This window comes from Streptosporangium sp. NPDC049078, assembly GCF_040648855.1.
GTDB lineage: Bacteria > Actinomycetota > Actinomycetes > Streptosporangiales > Streptosporangiaceae > Streptosporangium.
Genome location: NZ_JBEZEL010000001.1, coordinates 39494 through 55873, shown reverse-complemented (window position 1 = coordinate 55873; position 16380 = coordinate 39494). Strand labels below are relative to the sequence as shown.

The following is a 16380-nucleotide window of genomic DNA, read 5'->3' as shown; positions in this document are numbered from 1 at the left end:
CGGGTAGCCTGGCGTGGCAGGCTCCGCTGAGGAAAGGCTTTCGTGGTGATCCACTCAATCGACCCCAGGACCGGTGAGTCCTTCGGAGATCCCTTCCCCCTCACCTCGGACGACGAGGTGGACGCGAGCGTTGCGGCGGCTCTCGCGGCCGGGCCCGCCTGGCGTTCCGCGGACCGGGCGGCGGCGCTGGAGGCGGTGGCGGCGGCGCTGGAGGGAGGCGTCGAGGAGCTCTGGCGGGCCGCCGACGCGGAGACCGCGCTCGGGGAGACCAGGCTGCGCGGGGAGGTGGCGCGGGCCGCCGGTCAGTTCCGGCTCTTCGCCCAGGTGCTGCGGGACGGCGGGCACGTGGAGGCGGTGATCGACCACGCGACGGCCCAGCCGCCGATCCCCGACCTGCGGCGGATGAACCACCCGCTGCCCGGCGTGGCCGGGGTCTTCGCGGCGAGCAACTTCCCCTTCGCCTTCTCGGTCGCGGGCGGCGACACGGCCTCCGCGCTGGCCGCCGGATGCCCGGTGGTGGTCAAGGCCCACGACGGGCACCCCGGCACGTCGGAGCTGTCCTGGCGGATCATCCGAGGCGCCCTGCCCGACCCGGCGCTGCTCGGTCTGGTCCGCGGGCTCGACGCGGGGAAGCGGCTCGCCCGGCACCCGTCCGTCGCGGCCGTCGGGTTCACCGGCTCCATCCCCGGTGGCAAGGCGATCCAGGCGCTCATCGCCGAGCGGCCCGACCCCATCCCGTTCTACGGCGAGCTGGGCAGCGTCAACCCCGTCGTCGTGCTGCCCTCGGCCGCCCGCGACGGCCTCGCCCAGGGGTTCGCCGCCTCGCTCACCCTCGGCACCGGGCAGTTCTGCACCAACCCCGGGCTGGTGTTCGTCCCCGACGACGCCGACCTCCTGGCGTCCATCTCCAAGGCGGTCTCCGAGACCGTGGGCGGGCCGATGCTCACCGAGCGGATGCAGGGGGGTTTCCAGCACGGGCTGGCCAGGCTCGGCAGGCTCACCCCGCTCGCCGAGGGGAAGCCGGGTGAGGGGGCGTTCGCGGTGACCCCGCAGGTGTTCGTCACCGACCTGGCGACGTTCGCCGCCGACCTGCCCGATCTCGTGGAGGAGTGCTTCGGTCCGGCCGCCGTCGTGGTCGTCTACGCCGATGTCGCCGACCTGCCACCCGTACTGGAGCGGCTGGACGGCTCGCTCACCGCGACGGTCCACGCGACCGACCCCGCCGAGGCGCGCGAGAGCGCCGAGGTGCTGCTCGGGAAGGCGGGACGGCTGATCTGGAACGGCTGGCCGACCGGGGTGGCGGTCCGCTGGGCGATGCACCACGGCGGTCCCTGGCCCGCGAGCACGGCCGCCGCCCACACCTCGGTCGGCGCCGCCGCGATCCGCAGGTGGCTGGTGCCCACCGCCTACCAGGACTGGCCCGCCGAGCTCCTGCCGCCGGAGCTGCGCGACGACAACCCCCTCGGCATCCCCCGCCGGGTCGACGGAGTCCTCGTGGAGGGGCACGCCTGAGGCCTCCCGCCGGTCCCTGGACCCGCCGGAGAGGCGCCCTGTTGCGGCGTGCCCCGCCACCGGCCTCGCCGATGCCTCTTCGGCGGGCCGGCTCTACCGGCCCGGGGGAGAACCCGAGGACCGGACGGCTCGTGAACGACGGGCCGTCCGGGGCCGCGGTGCCGGGCCGACGTGTTCTCAGCCGATCTCGCCGACCCCCGCGTGCCGGGAGACCGAACGCTGCACCGACGAGGCCGGGTCGATCCCGGTGTGCAGGGCCGGGGTCCAGCCCGCGTCCGCGCCGAGGTCGGGGTCGTGGGCGGCGTTGTAGACGGAGACGAGGTCGACCGGGGAGACCTTGCCCCCGACGCGGAGCAGGTTCCCCCGCGCGGTGAGGGCGGTGCCGCCCCAGTCGTAGAGGAGACTCGACGGGGCGACCGCCCGGCTCAGCCGGAAGAGGTTGTTCTCGGCGAAGATCTGCGACTGCACGCCCACGCCGAGGGCGTACTCGAAGGTCGAGGCGTCGGGGATCTCGTAGTAGTTGTTGTAGACGTGCACCTGGCCGAAGCGCACGCGCGGGAGCCGCTGGAGCACGTTCTCGAAGTGGTTGTGGTGCAGGGTGACGTTCAGCTTGCCCGTGTCGTTCGCCGGGTTATTGGTGGAGCCGATCAGCATCGTCTTGTCGTGGCCGGAGAAGCGGTTCCAGGAGGCCGTGACGAAGTCGGAGGCGTGGGTGATGTCGAGCTGCCCGTCGTGCACCTGGTAGGGCCTGCCGAAACGCAACGGCTGCTTCGAGTCCGGGTTGTCGCCGTCGGTGAAGGTGTTGTGGTCCACCCACACGTGCGTCGAGCCGGTCACCGAGATGTTGTCGTACAGGGAGTTCCAGTTGCCCTCGGCGCCGTCGGTCGGGGTCCACTTGGGGAAGCAGTCGGCGGTGTCATCGAAGAGGATGTTGCGGATGATGACGTTGTCGACCTTGTCGACGTGCAGGTTCACGCCGCGGATCCGCGCGTTCTTGCCGAGGCCGACGATGGTGGTGTTGGAGCCGACCTTGAGCCTGATGTTCGCGCTCTGCCTCGCGGCCGAGGCGACCCGCGCGTCCTCCAGCGGGCCCGAGGGGTCGCTCTCCCTGCCCCACACCGCCGGGTCGTACGCGGCGAGATAGCCCTCCAGGGTGTAGCCGCCGGTCGCGTAGTCGGCGCAGGTCCTGTCGGTGTCGATCGTCCCCTTCACGTAGATGATCTTTGGTGAGGGGGCGGCGAGCGCGGTGGCCAGTTCGGTGCGGGTGGAGACGGTGTGCACGTTCGACGCGGGCGCCGCGGCTCCACCGGTGGTGCCGGAGCCCTCGGCGGCCCAGCCGTCGTTCGCGGGCAGGGTCTGGCGGCCCAGGTCCGGCCTGCGCCCGGCGGCCTTCGACTCCGACTCCGACGGGGTGGTGGTCTCGGGGGCGCCGGTACTCAAGGAGGTGGCGGACGCGGCAGGGGCGGAGAGGACCGCCAGGGACAGCAGGGCGGTGAGCGCGACGGCTCGTTTCATGGTCTTCCTTCACGAGGTCAGGTGGGAGGGACGCTGCGGGGCAGGGCGGCAAGGCGCGTACGGCCCCGGGGTTTTTCCGGATACTGGAGCGGGCGCGCCCAGGTCAGGGGTGGGCACGTCCGCTCCAGGGCACGCGCAGTTCCGAGTAGAGCGCGAGCCGTTCCGCGCTCGCCGCCGTCACCTCGGCGATCCTGGGCAGCACCCGGCGCTCGTCGCCGACCTCCTGGAACACGTCCGGTATGGCGAGTGGCTCCGGCGCGAGCCGTACCGCCTCCAGGACGCGCATGAAACCCGCGGTCCTCTCCAGCGGTACGAGCAGCTCGGCGCCGTCGCGGAGGTGGGCGACGAGGTTCTCCAGCAGGTCGGTCCTGGGGTGGACGACCGAGGTCCCCGCGAACTCGACCCGGTCCTCGGTGTAGGTCAGCCGGATCCGCCCCCTCTCGCCGTGCACGATGAGGTACGGCTCGTGCCGCCGGTCCGCGCACAGCGAGGCCGCGACCGTCACCGTCGTCCCGTCGTCCATCCGCATCCGCGCGCACGAGGTGTCGTCCGCCTCGATCGCGTTGGCCCGGTAGAGCTCGACCTCGACGTTCTCCACCGCCGCGCCGGAGATGGCGAGCGCGGTCGCGGTGGCGTGTGCGAGCGGGTTGGTGAGAACGCCGTCGCCCGTGGGAGCGCCGCCGGCCTCGCGCCTGCCCGCCCACGGCACCCGGTCGTAGTAGGAGTAGGGGCGCTCCCACGCGCCCGCCGCGCCGATCCCGGTGACCCTGCCGATCGTTCCCTCGGCGACCATCCGCCGGATCGCGGGGATCGCCTCGGAGCCCAGGCTCTGGAATCCCACCTGGCAGGCGAGCCCTGTCTCCCCGGCCACCGCGACGATCCGCAGGTAGTCGGCGTACGTGGCGGCGGGCGGCTTCTCCAGCAGCACGTGCGACCCGGCGCGCAGCGCCTTCTCCGCCAGCTCGGCGTGGGTGTGAATGGGGGTGCACAGGATCGTCACCTCGGCACCGGTACGTCCGATCAGCTCCACCAGGTCGTCGGAGAACTCCGCGCTCTCGGGCAGGTCGTCGACCGGCCGCACGTCGCACACCCCGGCGAGCCTCACCAGCCCGGCCTCGGCCAGCCGCCGCACGTTCGACAGATGCCACCAGCCGTGCCCGTGCGCTCCGGCGAGCACCACGCGAACCGGTTCCATTACGCCATCTCCCATCGCGGTCCCGGGCCCCGGCATCCTGCAACCGGTTGCAAGAAACATTGATGACATCCGCGATTAACGTCAAGGGCCCAATTTAGTAAGACGCTTCCCATCTGCGGGTTTTTCGAGATTTCCTATCGCCAGGGCGACGCGAGCCCTCACATATCGTTTGGCAGACCGCCCAACTCCGGCGTTGACAGTCGCGCAACCGCTTGCACTAATGTGCTTCAAGGCCCCATGGTGGGCCAGGGCGAAGGAGCACGGTGGCAGCGACGATCAGGGATGTGGCACGGGCGTCGGGAGTGCACGTCTCGACGGTGTCCCGCACCTTCTCCGCACCGCACCTGGTGAACGCCGAGACCCGCAACCGCGTGCTCGCCGTCGCCGAGGAGCTCGGCTACCGGCCCAACCGTGCCGCGCGGGCGCTCACCACCGGCAGGACCCACAACATCGGCCTCATCGTCGCCGACATCTCCAACCCGTTCTTCCCGCCACTGATCAAGTCCGCCCAGGCGCAGGCGAGGGCCCGCGACTACCACGTGTTCGTGGCCGACACCGACGAGGACCCGCTGGTCGAGGAGGAGCTGATCCAGACGCTCGCCAAGCAGGTCGACGGGGTCCTGCTCTGCAGTCCCAGGTTGTCCAACCGGGTCATAGAGCGCCTCCGCGCCGACGTGCCGTTCGTGGTCGTGAACCGCAGGGTGAGAGGCATGCCGACGATCCTGATGGACGTCGGCCAGGGCGCCCGCCTCGCGATCGAGCACCTGATGCGGCTCGGCCACCGCAGGATCGCCCTGCTCCTGGGGCCGGCCGGCTCGTGGACCAGCGGTGAGATGCGCGCCGCCGCGACCGCGACGGACGGCGTCGAGCTGGTGATCCTCGGCCCGAACGCGCCCACCGAGCAGGGCGGCCTCGCCGTCGCCGCCGAGGTGATCTCCGCCGGGGTGACGGGCGTGCTCGCCTACAACGACCTGGTGGCCATCGGCCTCATCGAGGGCCTGTACGAACGCGGCGTACGCGTCCCGGACGAGGTCAGCGTGGTCGGCGTCGACGACATCGTTCCCGGGCGGCTGAACCGCCCCAAACTGACCACCGTGGCCATGCCCACGGCCGCCGCCGGGCGGATGGCCGTGGACCTGCTGCTGCAGTCGTTCGACGCCGGCGCCACCCCCACCCTGGCCACCCTGGACACCAGCCTGGTCGTCCGTGAATCCACCGGAGAGGCACGCAAATGAGCTTCGGAACCACCCCGTCGGGCGAGCGAGTCGAGCGGCACGTGCTGTCGAACGGGCCGATGCGCGCCGCGATCCTCAGCTACGGGGCGATCCTGCAGTCGCTGGAGGTCTCCGGCGTCGACGTGGTCCTCGGCTACGACGACCTCGGCGACTACCTGACGCGCAGCCGCTACTTCGGCGCGGTGGTCGGCCGGTACGGCAACCGCATCGCGGGCGGACGCTTCACCCTCGACGGACGTGACCACGAGCTGCCGATCAACAACGGCCCCAACAGCCTGCACGGCGGGCCGCACGGCTTCGACACCCGGGTCTGGCGGATCACCCACGCCTCGGACACCGCCGTGACCCTGGAGTACGTGAGCCCGGACGGTGAGGAGGGCTACCCCGGCACGCTCACCGTCGCGGTCACCTACACGCTGACCGCCGACGCGATCCGGATGGACTATCGCGCGGCCACCGACGCGCCGACCGTGCTGAACCTCACCAACCACTCCTACTTCAACCTCGCCGGGGGCGGCGACGTTCTCAAGCACGTGGTCCGTATCGACGCCGACCACTACCTGCCGGTCGACGCCACGCAGATCCCGACCGGGGAGATCGCCCCGGTCGCCGGGACCCCGTTCGACTTCACCTCGCCGCGCGAGATCGGCGAGCGGATCGCCGACCCGCTGCTCGGGGACGGCTACGACCACTGCTACGTCCTGCGCGGTGGCATGGAGGTCCGCGAACCCGCGGGCGGGCTCACGATGGAGGTCACCACCACCGAGCCGGGCGTGCAGTTCTACACGGGCAACTTCCTGGACGGCGTCGCCACCGCGTACGCGAAGCACGCGGGCCTGTGCCTGGAGACCCAGCACTTCCCCGACTCGCCCAACCAGCCCGGCTTCCCCTCGACGGTCCTGCGTCCCGGCGAGCGGTTCGAGTCCACCACCACCTACCGCTTCACCTGACGGACACCGGGACCCTCGGAAGGTCCGGGCGGGGAAGTCCTTCCGAGGGTTCGGGACTCATGTCCCGCCAGAGGATCCTCGGCGGGCCGGAGAGCGAGGGCGGAGGAGGCCGAGGCGGGGTCGCCCCGCTCAGGCCTTGGCCGCGGCGCTCTCGCCGCCGAAGGCCGCGACGGCTCCCAGGCCGAGATAGACGAAGCCGCTGGTGACGTCCAGGCGGCGGCGGGCACGGGCCGAGCGGCGCAGGCGGCCCGCCACGGCCGAGGAGAGCAGGGCGAAGGCGCCGTCGCTCGCGATGCCGAGCACCGTCCAGATCAGGCCGAGCAGCACGATCTGCGGGGCGATCGGTCCGGCCTGCGGGTCGACGAACTGCGGCAGGAAGGCGAGGAAGAAGATCGCGGTCTTCGGGTTGAGCACGTTGACCACGAAGCCCTCCCAGAACATCCGGGACCTCGTCGCTGTCTTCGGTTCGAAGGAGTCCTCCCCGTTCGAGCGGGTCATGAGCTTGCGCACGCCCAGCCAGACGAGGTAGGCGGCACCGAGATACTTGACGATCATGAATCCGGTCGACGAGGCCGCGAGCAGGGCACTGACGCCCAGGGCGGCGGCGGCCACGTGGACCAGCGAGCCGAGGTGGATGCCGAGCACCGATATCAGTCCGGCGGACCGGCCCTGGGCGACACTGCGGGTCACGATGTAGAGGACCGCGGGTCCCGGCACGAGCAGCAGGGCGAGGGTCGCGGCGGCGAAGAGCGCGAGTGTGGACAAATCCGGCATAGCCGGATCGTAGAGGCATCGACTTCCCCGGCGCCTCGCATTTTCACCGTCGGTCCGCTCCGCGCGGACCCCGCCCGGAGCAGACCGTTGTTCGGTTCCGCACGGACCCCGCCCGGAGCAGGTAGCCCAGCAGGACGGCCGTACCGGCCAGAGCCTGGACGGCGAGGAACCCCACGAGGGAGGAGGGTTGGAGACCCAGGGCGAGCGTCAGCGGCAGGCACCCGAGCACCGCGAGATCCACGCCGGTCAAACCCCAGATGAGCGGGCCTGTCGGTATCGCCCCTCCTCCCGTCTCGATGACCGGCATGGAGTGGTCGATCGGGTTCCGGCGGGCCATCCGCAACCCTCCGGCGGCCAGCGCGGGGGCCGCGAGCGGTCCGAAGAGCCACCACGGGCCCGTCCCGAGCGCGCCCGTCAGGGACATGAAGGCGAGGGCGACGGTCAGCCAGCCACCGCCCAGCAGCGCCGGCAACAGCGACCTGGCGGCCAGAGCCGCGCGGGCGCCGACCCCGAGGAGCCGGGCCAGAGCCGGATTGTCGCCGTCGCGGCGCGCGCCCGAGATGCCCGCCGTCGCGGCGGTCAGCGCCCCGGCGAACACGACTCCCGTCACGACCGTGCCGACCTCACCGGCCGCGAGCGCTGCCAGCGCGGGTAGCGCCGTCCCCCCGAGCAGGGTGGCCAGGCGGCCAGGGCGCCGTCCAAGGCGACGCCAGTCCTGCCAGGCCAGGGCGAGCGGTGCGGGCAGCGGCGGCCAGGGGCGCGAGCGCAGGGTGCGCCCCCGCCAGTGGTTGTCCTCGGCGATCCAGGTCAGGGCCGACGGGTCCATGCCGACGGCGGCGGTGCCCACGTGGCCCGCCCGGGTGGAGGCGGAGAGCACGGCCCTGGCCGGGATCCCGGCCAGGGCCGACCACGCACGCCACCCGAGCAGGGCGGCCGACACGGCGGCGAGGGCGGCCACCGACGCGCCGTGCGACGCGGGCACGTTCGCGATCTCGGCCACGAAACGCCGCGTCGGGCCGCTCACCGCCGACAGCGCCGCCACCGCGGCCAGCAGAGCGGTCACCACGACGACCGCGTTCGACCACGGCTGCCAGCTCTGCGACGACTGGGCGAGTACGGTCAGCGCCACGCCGCCCACACTCGCCGAGACCCCCAGGATCACCGCGATGGCCAGCCGCAGCGCGAGCAGGTCCGGCGCGCCGAGGACGGCGAGCGCACCCACCCCGAGCGCGACCCCGGCCAGGACGGACCCCACCAGGAGAATCGTCGCCGTCCGGCCCAGCACGCCACGGCGGTGCAGCGGGGACAACAGCAGCCAGGCGGCGTCGGCGGCCGGCAGCGCGACGGGACCGATCGCGCGGGCGGCGAGGAGAAGGCCGGCGTAGGCGAGCATGACCAGGGCGAGGCCGGCTCCCGCTCGCCACGGGTCCACCTGCCGGGAGAGCGAGGCGAGCGCGGAGGAGAACGGCTGGGCCAGCACCAAGAGCAGCATCGCGAGGCCGAACAGCCGCACGTAGCGGTCCAGCCAGCTCACGGGGGCGCCGCGGCGCGTTCCGACGAAGGCGCGGACGCTCCGGACCGTGGCCGTGCCCTGGTCCACGTCCACACCCGGCGCCGTGTTCACGACCATGCCCGCTCCTGGTCCGTGTCGGCACCCGGCGCCGCGTTCACACCGGTGCGTACTCCCTGGTCGGTGTCGGCACCTGGCGCCGTGTTCACCGCCGCGCTCACAGCTGTGTTCGCAACCGTGTCCGCGTCCCGTTCCGCGTTCGCGCCCGGCACCGTGGTCATGTCGCGTTCCGCGTTCACGATCGGCTCGTCGCCTGTCCGGCCTCCAGCACGACCTGGCGGGCCCCGGTGTTCTCGGCGAGTCGGTGATCGTGGGTCGCCATGACCACCGTGCCGCCGGCGCCCGCGTAGTCCGTGAGGATCGTGGCCAGGCGCTCGCGGAACGCCTCGTCGAGCCCGCGCTCCGGCTCGTCCAGGAGTAGCAGCCTGCTCGGCCTGAGCAGGGCGGCCGCGAGTGAGAGCCGCTGCCGCTGGCCGGTGGAGAGGGCCTGCGGCGACGCGTCGGCCCGCTCCCGGAGGTCGAACGACTCCAGCGCCGCCTCGACCTCCAGCCGGGCCGGAGCGTGGACGGCGTACGTCAGCTCCAGGTGCTCGCGTACCGTCAGGCCCGGATACCAGGCCGGTTCGTCCCCGACCAGGGCGACGTCACGCCAGAAGCCGGCGTCGTCCCTCGGCGGGCCGCCCAGGACGCGCAACGCGCCGGAGGGCGTGGGGTGCAGCCCCGCCAGGCAGCGCAGCAGCGTCGATTTTCCCGCGCCGTTCGCGCCGATCACGGCGATGACCTCGCCGGGGGCCGCCGTCAGGCCGATGTCGCGGAGCACGGGGTTGCCGCCGAGTTCCACGCTGAGACCGCTCACCGTGATGATCGCTGTGGACACCGTTCGAGCCTAGCCACTGCCGACTCCGCGCGGGCAGGCCGTCGTGACCCGTGGCGGCCTGCCCGCGCGTTCGGCCGGGGATCGATCACGGGTGGCTACGGGGACCCACCGCCGCCCCCGCCGCCACCGAGGTCACCGAGGTGAGGGCGCTGAGCAGGGCGGTGGTGGCCGGGGGGTCGGGGGGCTCGCCGTAGGTGGCGGCGTAGACGTGGCGGGTCGAGCCGGGAAGCTCGACCGTGGTGACCTTCGGATTCCGGTGGGCGTGCAGGGCGAGTCCCGGCAGGGCGCTCACCCCCACCCCGGCGGCGACGAGGGCCTGGACGGCGACGACGTCGTCGGTGGTGAAGGCGATCTCCGGTTCGAAGCCCGCCCTGGCGCACAGCTCCAGCAGGTGACTGCGGCACCGGTCGCAGCCGCCGATCCACCGGGAGTCGCGGTACGAGATCAGCTCGCCGACCGGACCGGAGGTGATGAGGTAGCTGGGATCGTCCAGCAGGGGGAGCAGCCGGATCCCGTCGGCCTCGGGGGCGGTGTCGTCGTAGCGGAAGATGACCGCCACGTCCACGTATCCGGCCTTGAGCATGCGCAGCGCGTCGGGAGGCTCGGTCTCGGTCAGCCGCAGCTCCAGGCCGGGGTGTGTCCCGGCGAGGGCGGCGGCGGCCTCGGGCACGAAGGTTCCCAGGGCGGAGGGGAAGGCCGCCAGCCTGACCCGTCCGGCGCGCAGGCCAACGTGCGCCGACAGCTCGGCGGACGCGGAGTCGAGACGACCGATGATCTCGATGGCCCGTTCGGCGAGCAGACGGCCCGCCTCGGTCAGCCGGATGCCCCGGCCGGCCCGCTGGATCAGCTTGGCCCCGGTCTCGGCCTCGAGCTTCGCGAGATGGTGGCTCACCGACGGCTGGGAGTAGTGCAACTCCCTCGCCGCCGCGGTCACCGAGCCGTGCCGGGACACCGCAGCGAGGACGCGAAGTCGCACGATATCGAGCATGTATCAACTTTATCTATGAATAACGGGAAAGATGGGCATTAGACGTTATGGATCCCCCGGAGCATCCTTGAGGCATGACAACCTTGACGCTCACCCGCCCGGGCCTGGCCGAGTTGGTCGCGGGGGTCCGGGAACTCGCCGACCCGTCCGCCGACCCTCGGGCGACGGCCTTCGCCGTGGCGGCGCTGCTGCGTGAACGGCTGCCGTCCCCCGAGATCCTCACCGAGGAGGAGCGCCTCGGCGACCCCGACCACTACGTCGGCCACACCCTGCACACCGAGGACGCCTTCTCGGTCGTGGCCGTGGTCTGGCGGCCGGGCCAGAAGACCGTGATCCACGACCACGTCGCGTGGTGCGTGTTCGGTGTGCTGCAGGGCGTGGAGTACGAGACCCTCTACCGCGACCACGGCGACCACCTCACCGAGATCGGCAGGACCGCCAACCGGACCGGCGAGGTGAGCGGTTTCGCCCCGCCCGGTGACATCCACCGCGTCCACAACACGGGCGACGAGACGGCGATCTCGCTTCACGTCTACGGTGCCGACCTCGGCGCCGCTCCCACCAGCGTCCGCCGCGTCTACGACCTGCCCGTCCGCTGAACGAATCCCGCGTTCCTCTTCTTCCGGGGAACGGGGTGATGGATCCGGGGGAATCCCGGTGGCCCTCCTCGCTGAGCGGGTGACGGGCGCGCGTGAATCCCGCCTCCCCTGCCGGTGAACGGGGTGACGGACCCGGCGCAGGGACCGCTGTCGCCTACTTCTCGACTTCGGGCTTCCCGTCCGGGTGCAGGCTCTTCCTGATCGCGTCCAGACGGGCGGCGCCCTCGGCGTCGATGGCGGCGCGCTCGACCTCGATCATGCGGGCCTCGACGGACCCCGAGGTCAGCTCGGCCTCACCCAGGGCACGGGCGTAGCGCTTCTCGATCTTGTCGCGGACCTCGTCCATGGTGGGAGTGTCGCCGGCCGGGGTGAGGCCAGACAGATCGGCCATCGCCCTGTTGAGCTCCTCCTGCACCTTGGCCTGGTCGAGCTGGGAGAGCAGGCGCATCCGCTCGGCGATCTTCTTCTGCAGGGCCATCGCGTTGGTCTCGACCGCGGCACGTGCCTGGGCCGAGGCTCCCGCTGCCCGTTCGTGCGCCAGCCGCGACTCCTGCTGCGCGCCCTCGGCCGCCACCAGGCGCGAGGCGAAGGCGCGGGCCGAGTCCTCGTACGACAGGGCCTTGCTCTCGTCGCCCGCGGCCCGGCTCTGCTCGGCGAGCAGGAGGGCCTGGCGGGCGTTGGCCTGGAGCCGCTCGGTCTCCTCCACCGAACGGGCGAGCCTCATCTCCAGCTCACGCTCGTTTCCGATCACCGCCGCGGCCTGCCGGCTCAGCCGCCGGTGCTGCTCCTTGGCCTCCGCGATGGCCTGCTCGATCTGGACCCGAGGGTCGGACAGCTCGTCCAGCCGCCCGGAGAGGGCGAAGACCAGGTAGCGCCAGGCCCTACGGATGACCTTGAACATGGGGGACTCCTTATCGATCCAGCGCGTCGCGCGTGATCTGTTCGGTTTCGTGGAGGCCCTGGCGGACTCCTTCGAGGGTGTCGGCGAGCTCGTCCAGCACCCGCAGTGGCTCCAGCGGCCCGTTCGCCGACACCGCGGACAACTCCACCAGCCGGGCGAGGAGCCCTTCGATGCCGATCGCGCTCGACTCCATCCTGGCGAGCACCCGCTGCCGGGTCGCGGAGAGCCGCTCGACGACGGCCCGCTGGGAGTCCAGCGAGGCGAGGGCACGGTCGAGGTCCTCGGCCAGGCCGGGTCCCGCCTCCTGCCGGGCCCGCGCCAGCCTGGCCCGCTCGTGCCCGAGCATCTCCAGGTCGAACCTGGCCAGCGCGGTACCGGTGAGCGAGGCCTGCTCGGCCAGCCGCTCCAGCGTGGCCGTCGAGTCGTCCACCTGGGGACGCATCAGCGCGACCCTTTCGGCGAGCGGGCCGCGCTCCATCGAGGCGCTCAGCTCGCCGAACCCGTGCGCGGCGGATCCGGCCCGGGTGAGCCAGTACTCCTCCTGGCTGCCGGGGGTGACGGCGGGCCGGTCGCGGTCCCCGCGCTCCGACAACGCCGAGATCCCGGCCTTGGTCAGCCAGACGACGACACCGACGAACCCAGCGGCGATCGGGTGCACGCTGACGGCCCACGCGGCGCCGCCGGCGGTCGCGCCCAGCAGCAGCCCCCACGGGTCCTTGAGTTCGTCGACGAAGCGCGCCATCAGAAGTTGGATACCACCGCGGTGAACACCTGGTCGATACTTCCCGGCTCGCGAGAGTCGTACGCGGCGGCGGCGGTCGCCTCGGAGATCTGCTTCAGCACGTCGAGGTCGGCGTCCTGGCCGTAGGCGATGGTGAACATCCGCACCGTCTCCTGACCGGCCTCGGTACGCAGGTCGGGGAGCAGGTTCTCCAAAGAGAGGCTCTCGGGGTCCTCGTTCTTGCCGTCGGTCAGGAAGACCACCGCGTTGATCGCGTCACCGCCGCGCAGCCTGCGCACCCGCTCGTGGGCGGCGAGGGCGGTGTCGTACAGGCCGGTGCCGCCGTCGGGGGTGAGGCCCTCCAGCCTGGCGCGCAGCTTCTCGCGCTGGGCCTTGTCGACGGCGGAGAGCGGGGCCAGCTCCAGGTGGTCCTTGTCGCCGTCACGCTTGGTGGAGAACATCCACAGCCCGACCTTGTCGTGCGCGGCGAACTGGGGCAGCGAGTTGATCGCGGCCTGCTTGGCGAGGTCGAGCTTGCTCTTGCCGGTTCCGGGCACGGTGGCGCCCATCGAGCCGGAGACGTCGATGACGATGAGGACGTTCGCGGGCTTGCGCAGGTCGGCCCAGCCGGTGAGCACCTTGTCGAGCACGTTCGGCGCGGGCGGGCTGAGGGTCGTCCTCGGCTCGGCGGGCAGCAGCCCGTTCGCCTGGGTGATCAGCTTGCCCGGCTTGCCCTCGTGGGAGCGGAAGGCGAACTCGGCGAACCGGTCCTGCTGCTCGGGGGCCTGCAGGTGGGCGAGGAAGTCGGCCGCCACCGCCCGCTTGGCGTCGTCGACCCACGGGGCGCTCAGCACCGCGTACGGGTTGTCGGAGTAGAGCGTGCCCTCCTTGGGATAGATCGCCGCGAGCGGCACCTTGGGCTTGGCGTGCTTGCCCAGCGTCGCGGGGTCACCGGTCGGGTTGCCCTGGTTGTAGTCCCAGACCGACTTCTCCTCCACCGCGACCGCGGAGATGTAGCTCAGTCCCGCACCCGCGTCGTCGGCCCGCTGCAGGTTGGACAGGAACGTCAGCGTCGTGTCGCCGTAGTGCACGATCGAACGTTCCACGTCCCGGACGAAGTCCCTGGTCCTGGCGTCGGCCACGTTCTTCTCCGACAGGTCGCCCGACAGGCCGGTCGCCGCGAAGTAGGCGCCGATCGTGGCGTTCAGGCCGCTGGTGGAGAAGTTGGGGTTGGTCTTGCCGAGCTTGAAACTCCCCCACTCGGGGTGGTCGTACTTCGCCCACGATCCGGCCGACACGGCGAGCACGTCGGACCAGCCGAGCTTCTTGTCCGGCCAGCCCAGCGCCTGGGCCATCGGCATGGGCATCGCGACGACCAGCGGCGTCTTGGCGATCGACGGGTTGTCGGCGGCGACGAGGGAGGCGGAGTCGTTTCCGGTGGCGCGCTGCTGGAGCAGGGTGATCCAGCCGCTGCTGGCGGGCGACCACACGTCGGGGCGGGGGCCGTCCTGGCGTTCGTCCCAGCCCCTGGCCAGCGCCTGCATCGCGCCGCCGCTCGCCTTGGTCTCGATGACGACGTCGGCGCAGCGCCCCTGCACGGTCTTGCCGTTGTAGTCGGAGGCGATCGTCCGAAGCAGCTCGGCCTTCTCCGACGAGGCGGCGACGGTGAGGGTGACGCCGTCGTCGCACGTCTTGGACTGCTCGCCGGTCTTCGGCGCCCCCGACGTCCCTGACGACCCTGACGCCCCCGACCTTCCGGGTTCGTTTCCGCCGACGAAGATCCGCAGGGCGACGATCAGAGCTCCGGCGAGAATGATCGCGACGATGAACGGCGCGAAGTTCCTACGCCGGCGCTGCGGTTGCTGGTACAACCCTGCCTCCTGGGGGGATGTCTGTACTTATCCGACGAACGAACCGCCCCGAGAGTTCTCCGCGACCGGAGTTCGTCGCGGGCGCGGCAGCGGGCAGGGGGAGGGAACGCTCCGCGACCGGAGACGCGAGCCCCGGAGAAACAGAGGTGCCCGTACGCCAAGGGCACTCCCGGTAAGCACCGGAAGTGCCCGATGGATGTCGGCCGCCGGACCGCCGCGGAGGCGTACAGCCTGTCAGATCGCGATGGAGGCGTACAGCCTTCAGACCGCCGCGGAGGCGTACTCCTGGAGGAAGAGCGCCTCGGCGGTGGCGGTGCGGCGCAGCTCCTCGATGTTCACCCGCTCGTTGGGGGCGTGGATCGCCGCGTCGTCGTCCTCGGCGCCGAAGAGCAGGATCGTGGCGGCGGGGAACTGCCTGACGAAGGTGGAGACGAGCGGGATCGAGCCACCGGCGCCGACGTCGCGCGGGGGGCGGCCGAAGGCGCGCTCCATGGCCCGGTTCAGCGCGGAGCGGGCCGCGCCACCGGTGTCGGCGAGGTAGCCGGAGCCCATGGTGTAGTCGCCGACCTCCACCTGGACACCCCAGGGGGCGACCTGCCGCAGGAAGTCGACGACGGCCTCGACGGTCGTCTTCGGGTCGCCGGCCGGGGGAACCCGTACGGTCACCCGGGCCCTCGCGACGGCCTGCACCGCGTTGATCGCACCGGAGACCGTCGGCACGTCCAGGCCGGTGACCGTGATCGCGTACGAGGCCCACAGGCGGTCGGCGAGCGAGCCGGAACCGACCGTGGAGACGCCGTCGAGCACGCCCGCGGTGACGCGGAACTCCTCCTCCGACGGGCCCGAGCCGAGGAAGCTGCCACGAGGCAGGCCGGGCACGCGGATGTCGCCGTGGTCGTCGTGCAGGGCGGCGAGCATCCGGATCAGCGCGGCGAGGGCGTCGGGGGCGGCGCCGCCGAACGAGCCGCTGTGCAGCGACTCCTTGAGGGTGCGCACCTCGACGGTGAAGGCGCCGGTGCCGCGCAGCGAGGTCGTCACCGCGGGGTCGCCGACGCGGGGGTTGCCGGTGTCGGCGACCACGATCGCGTCGGCGCGGAACAGCTCGGGGTTCTGCTCGACGAAGGCCTCCAGGCGCTCGCCCGCGTACTCCTCCTGGCCCTCGACGATGACCTTGACGCCGACCGGGAAGCGCCCCTGGAAGGCGCGGAGCGCCGCGACGTGGGAGATGACGCCCGACTTGTCGTCGGCCGCGCCACGGCCGTAGATCGCGCCGTCGATCTCCGTCGGCTCGAAGGGCGGGGTGCGCCAGAGTGCGAGGTCGCCGGTGGGCTGCACGTCGTAGTGCGCGTACAGGAGCACGGTCGGCGCACCTGGCGGGGCGGGGGCCTCGGCGTAGACGGCGGGGTAACTGCCCTCGACGGGGATCTGCCGGACGTGCGGCAGGCCGGTGCTGCGCAGCAGTTCCTCGGTCACGGCGGCGGCCGCGTGCACGGGCTCCTCGGGGTGGCCGGGAAAGGCCACCGAGGGGATGGAGACGAGCCGCTTGAGGTCGGCCACCGCCTGGGGCAGGCCGGTGGCGACGGCGTTCTCGATCTCGTCAGGAGTCACGACTTTCCCCCGCATCTCAATATCTGGTGCGTCCTATTGGATCACAGCCGTGAGTACGGCCGCT

The 16380-nt window shown here is 72.0% G+C and carries 15 protein-coding genes; 4 read left to right on the top strand and 11 right to left on the bottom strand.

The features are described 5' to 3' along the window. Positions 1–42: 42 nt before the first annotated feature. Positions 43–1512 (top strand): aldehyde dehydrogenase family protein, encoded by a 1470-nt coding sequence (locus AB0B90_RS00260; RefSeq protein WP_362920016.1) that lies wholly within the window; start codon positions 43–45, stop codon positions 1510–1512. 177 nt (positions 1513–1689) lie between these two features. On the opposite strand, the gene AB0B90_RS00255 is transcribed toward AB0B90_RS00260, so the two are convergent. Both AB0B90_RS00255 and AB0B90_RS00250 read right to left on the bottom strand, forming a co-directional pair. Continuing rightward, on the bottom strand, positions 1690–3027 hold the full coding sequence (locus AB0B90_RS00255) for a pectate lyase (protein ID WP_350946561.1): 1338 nt from the start codon (positions 3025–3027) through the stop codon (positions 1690–1692). Between the two features lie 103 nt (positions 3028–3130). After that, positions 3131–4222, bottom strand: a complete 1092-nt coding sequence (locus AB0B90_RS00250) for a Gfo/Idh/MocA family oxidoreductase (RefSeq protein ID WP_362920014.1) — start codon at positions 4220–4222, stop codon at positions 3131–3133. A 263-nt stretch (positions 4223–4485) separates the two neighbouring features. Here AB0B90_RS00250 and AB0B90_RS00245 point away from each other — a divergent pair, with 263 nt between their 5' ends. Then, complete coding sequence (locus AB0B90_RS00245; RefSeq protein WP_350946563.1) at positions 4486–5457, top strand: LacI family DNA-binding transcriptional regulator; 972 nt, start codon at positions 4486–4488, stop codon at positions 5455–5457. Beyond that, positions 5454–6407 carry an aldose epimerase family protein gene (locus AB0B90_RS00240; RefSeq protein ID WP_350946564.1) on the top strand — a complete coding sequence of 318 codons (954 nt, stop codon included), beginning with the start codon at positions 5454–5456 and terminating at the stop codon, positions 6405–6407. The genes AB0B90_RS00245 and AB0B90_RS00240 overlap by 4 nt, the downstream gene beginning before the upstream one ends. Positions 6408–6536: 129 nt before the next feature. On the opposite strand, the gene AB0B90_RS00235 is transcribed toward AB0B90_RS00240, so the two are convergent. The 5 genes from AB0B90_RS00235 to AB0B90_RS00215 all read right to left on the bottom strand — a co-directional run bounded on the left by AB0B90_RS00235 (position 6537) and on the right by AB0B90_RS00215 (position 10616). Beyond that, positions 6537–7181, bottom strand: coding sequence for a LysE family translocator (locus tag AB0B90_RS00235; protein ID WP_362920011.1), 645 nt, complete (start codon positions 7179–7181; stop codon positions 6537–6539). A 43-nt stretch (positions 7182–7224) separates the two neighbouring features. Further along, entirely contained in the window at positions 7225–8811 is a 1587-nt protein-coding gene (locus AB0B90_RS00230; protein ID WP_362920009.1) for a DUF6297 family protein, read from the bottom strand. Further along, positions 8802–8990, bottom strand: a complete 189-nt coding sequence (locus tag AB0B90_RS00225) for a hypothetical protein (protein ID WP_350946567.1) — start codon at positions 8988–8990, stop codon at positions 8802–8804. The genes AB0B90_RS00230 and AB0B90_RS00225 overlap by 10 nt, the downstream gene beginning before the upstream one ends. Continuing rightward, positions 8987–9628, bottom strand: a complete 642-nt coding sequence (gene ccmA, locus AB0B90_RS00220; RefSeq protein ID WP_362920007.1) for a heme ABC exporter ATP-binding protein CcmA — start codon at positions 9626–9628, stop codon at positions 8987–8989. The genes AB0B90_RS00225 and ccmA overlap by 4 nt, the downstream gene beginning before the upstream one ends. An 85-nt stretch (positions 9629–9713) precedes the next feature. Further along, positions 9714–10616, bottom strand: a complete 903-nt coding sequence (locus tag AB0B90_RS00215) for a LysR family transcriptional regulator (protein ID WP_362920005.1) — start codon at positions 10614–10616, stop codon at positions 9714–9716. Positions 10617–10690: 74 nt separating this feature from the next. Between AB0B90_RS00215 and AB0B90_RS00210 the strand changes: the two genes are divergently transcribed. Further along, complete coding sequence (locus tag AB0B90_RS00210) at positions 10691–11215, top strand: cysteine dioxygenase family protein (RefSeq protein WP_362920003.1); 525 nt, start codon at positions 10691–10693, stop codon at positions 11213–11215. Between the two features lie 154 nt (positions 11216–11369). Here AB0B90_RS00210 and AB0B90_RS00205 read toward each other — a convergent pair whose 3' ends face one another. The 4 genes from AB0B90_RS00205 to AB0B90_RS00190 all read right to left on the bottom strand — a co-directional run bounded on the left by AB0B90_RS00205 (position 11370) and on the right by AB0B90_RS00190 (position 16316). Then, positions 11370–12116: a PspA/IM30 family protein gene (locus AB0B90_RS00205; RefSeq protein ID WP_362920001.1), complete on the bottom strand. Its 747-nt coding sequence runs from the start codon at positions 12114–12116 to the stop codon at positions 11370–11372. Between the two features lie 10 nt (positions 12117–12126). After that, entirely contained in the window at positions 12127–12858 is a 732-nt protein-coding gene (locus tag AB0B90_RS00200) for a hypothetical protein (RefSeq protein ID WP_350946572.1), read from the bottom strand. Further along, on the bottom strand, positions 12858–14708 hold the full coding sequence (locus tag AB0B90_RS00195) for a substrate-binding and VWA domain-containing protein (RefSeq protein WP_362919999.1): 1851 nt from the start codon (positions 14706–14708) through the stop codon (positions 12858–12860). Before AB0B90_RS00195 ends, AB0B90_RS00200 begins: the two co-directional genes overlap by 1 nt. A gap of 261 nt (positions 14709–14969) precedes the next feature. Beyond that, entirely contained in the window at positions 14970–16316 is a 1347-nt protein-coding gene (locus AB0B90_RS00190; protein WP_350946574.1) for a M20/M25/M40 family metallo-hydrolase, read from the bottom strand. Positions 16317–16380 lie beyond the last annotated feature (64 nt).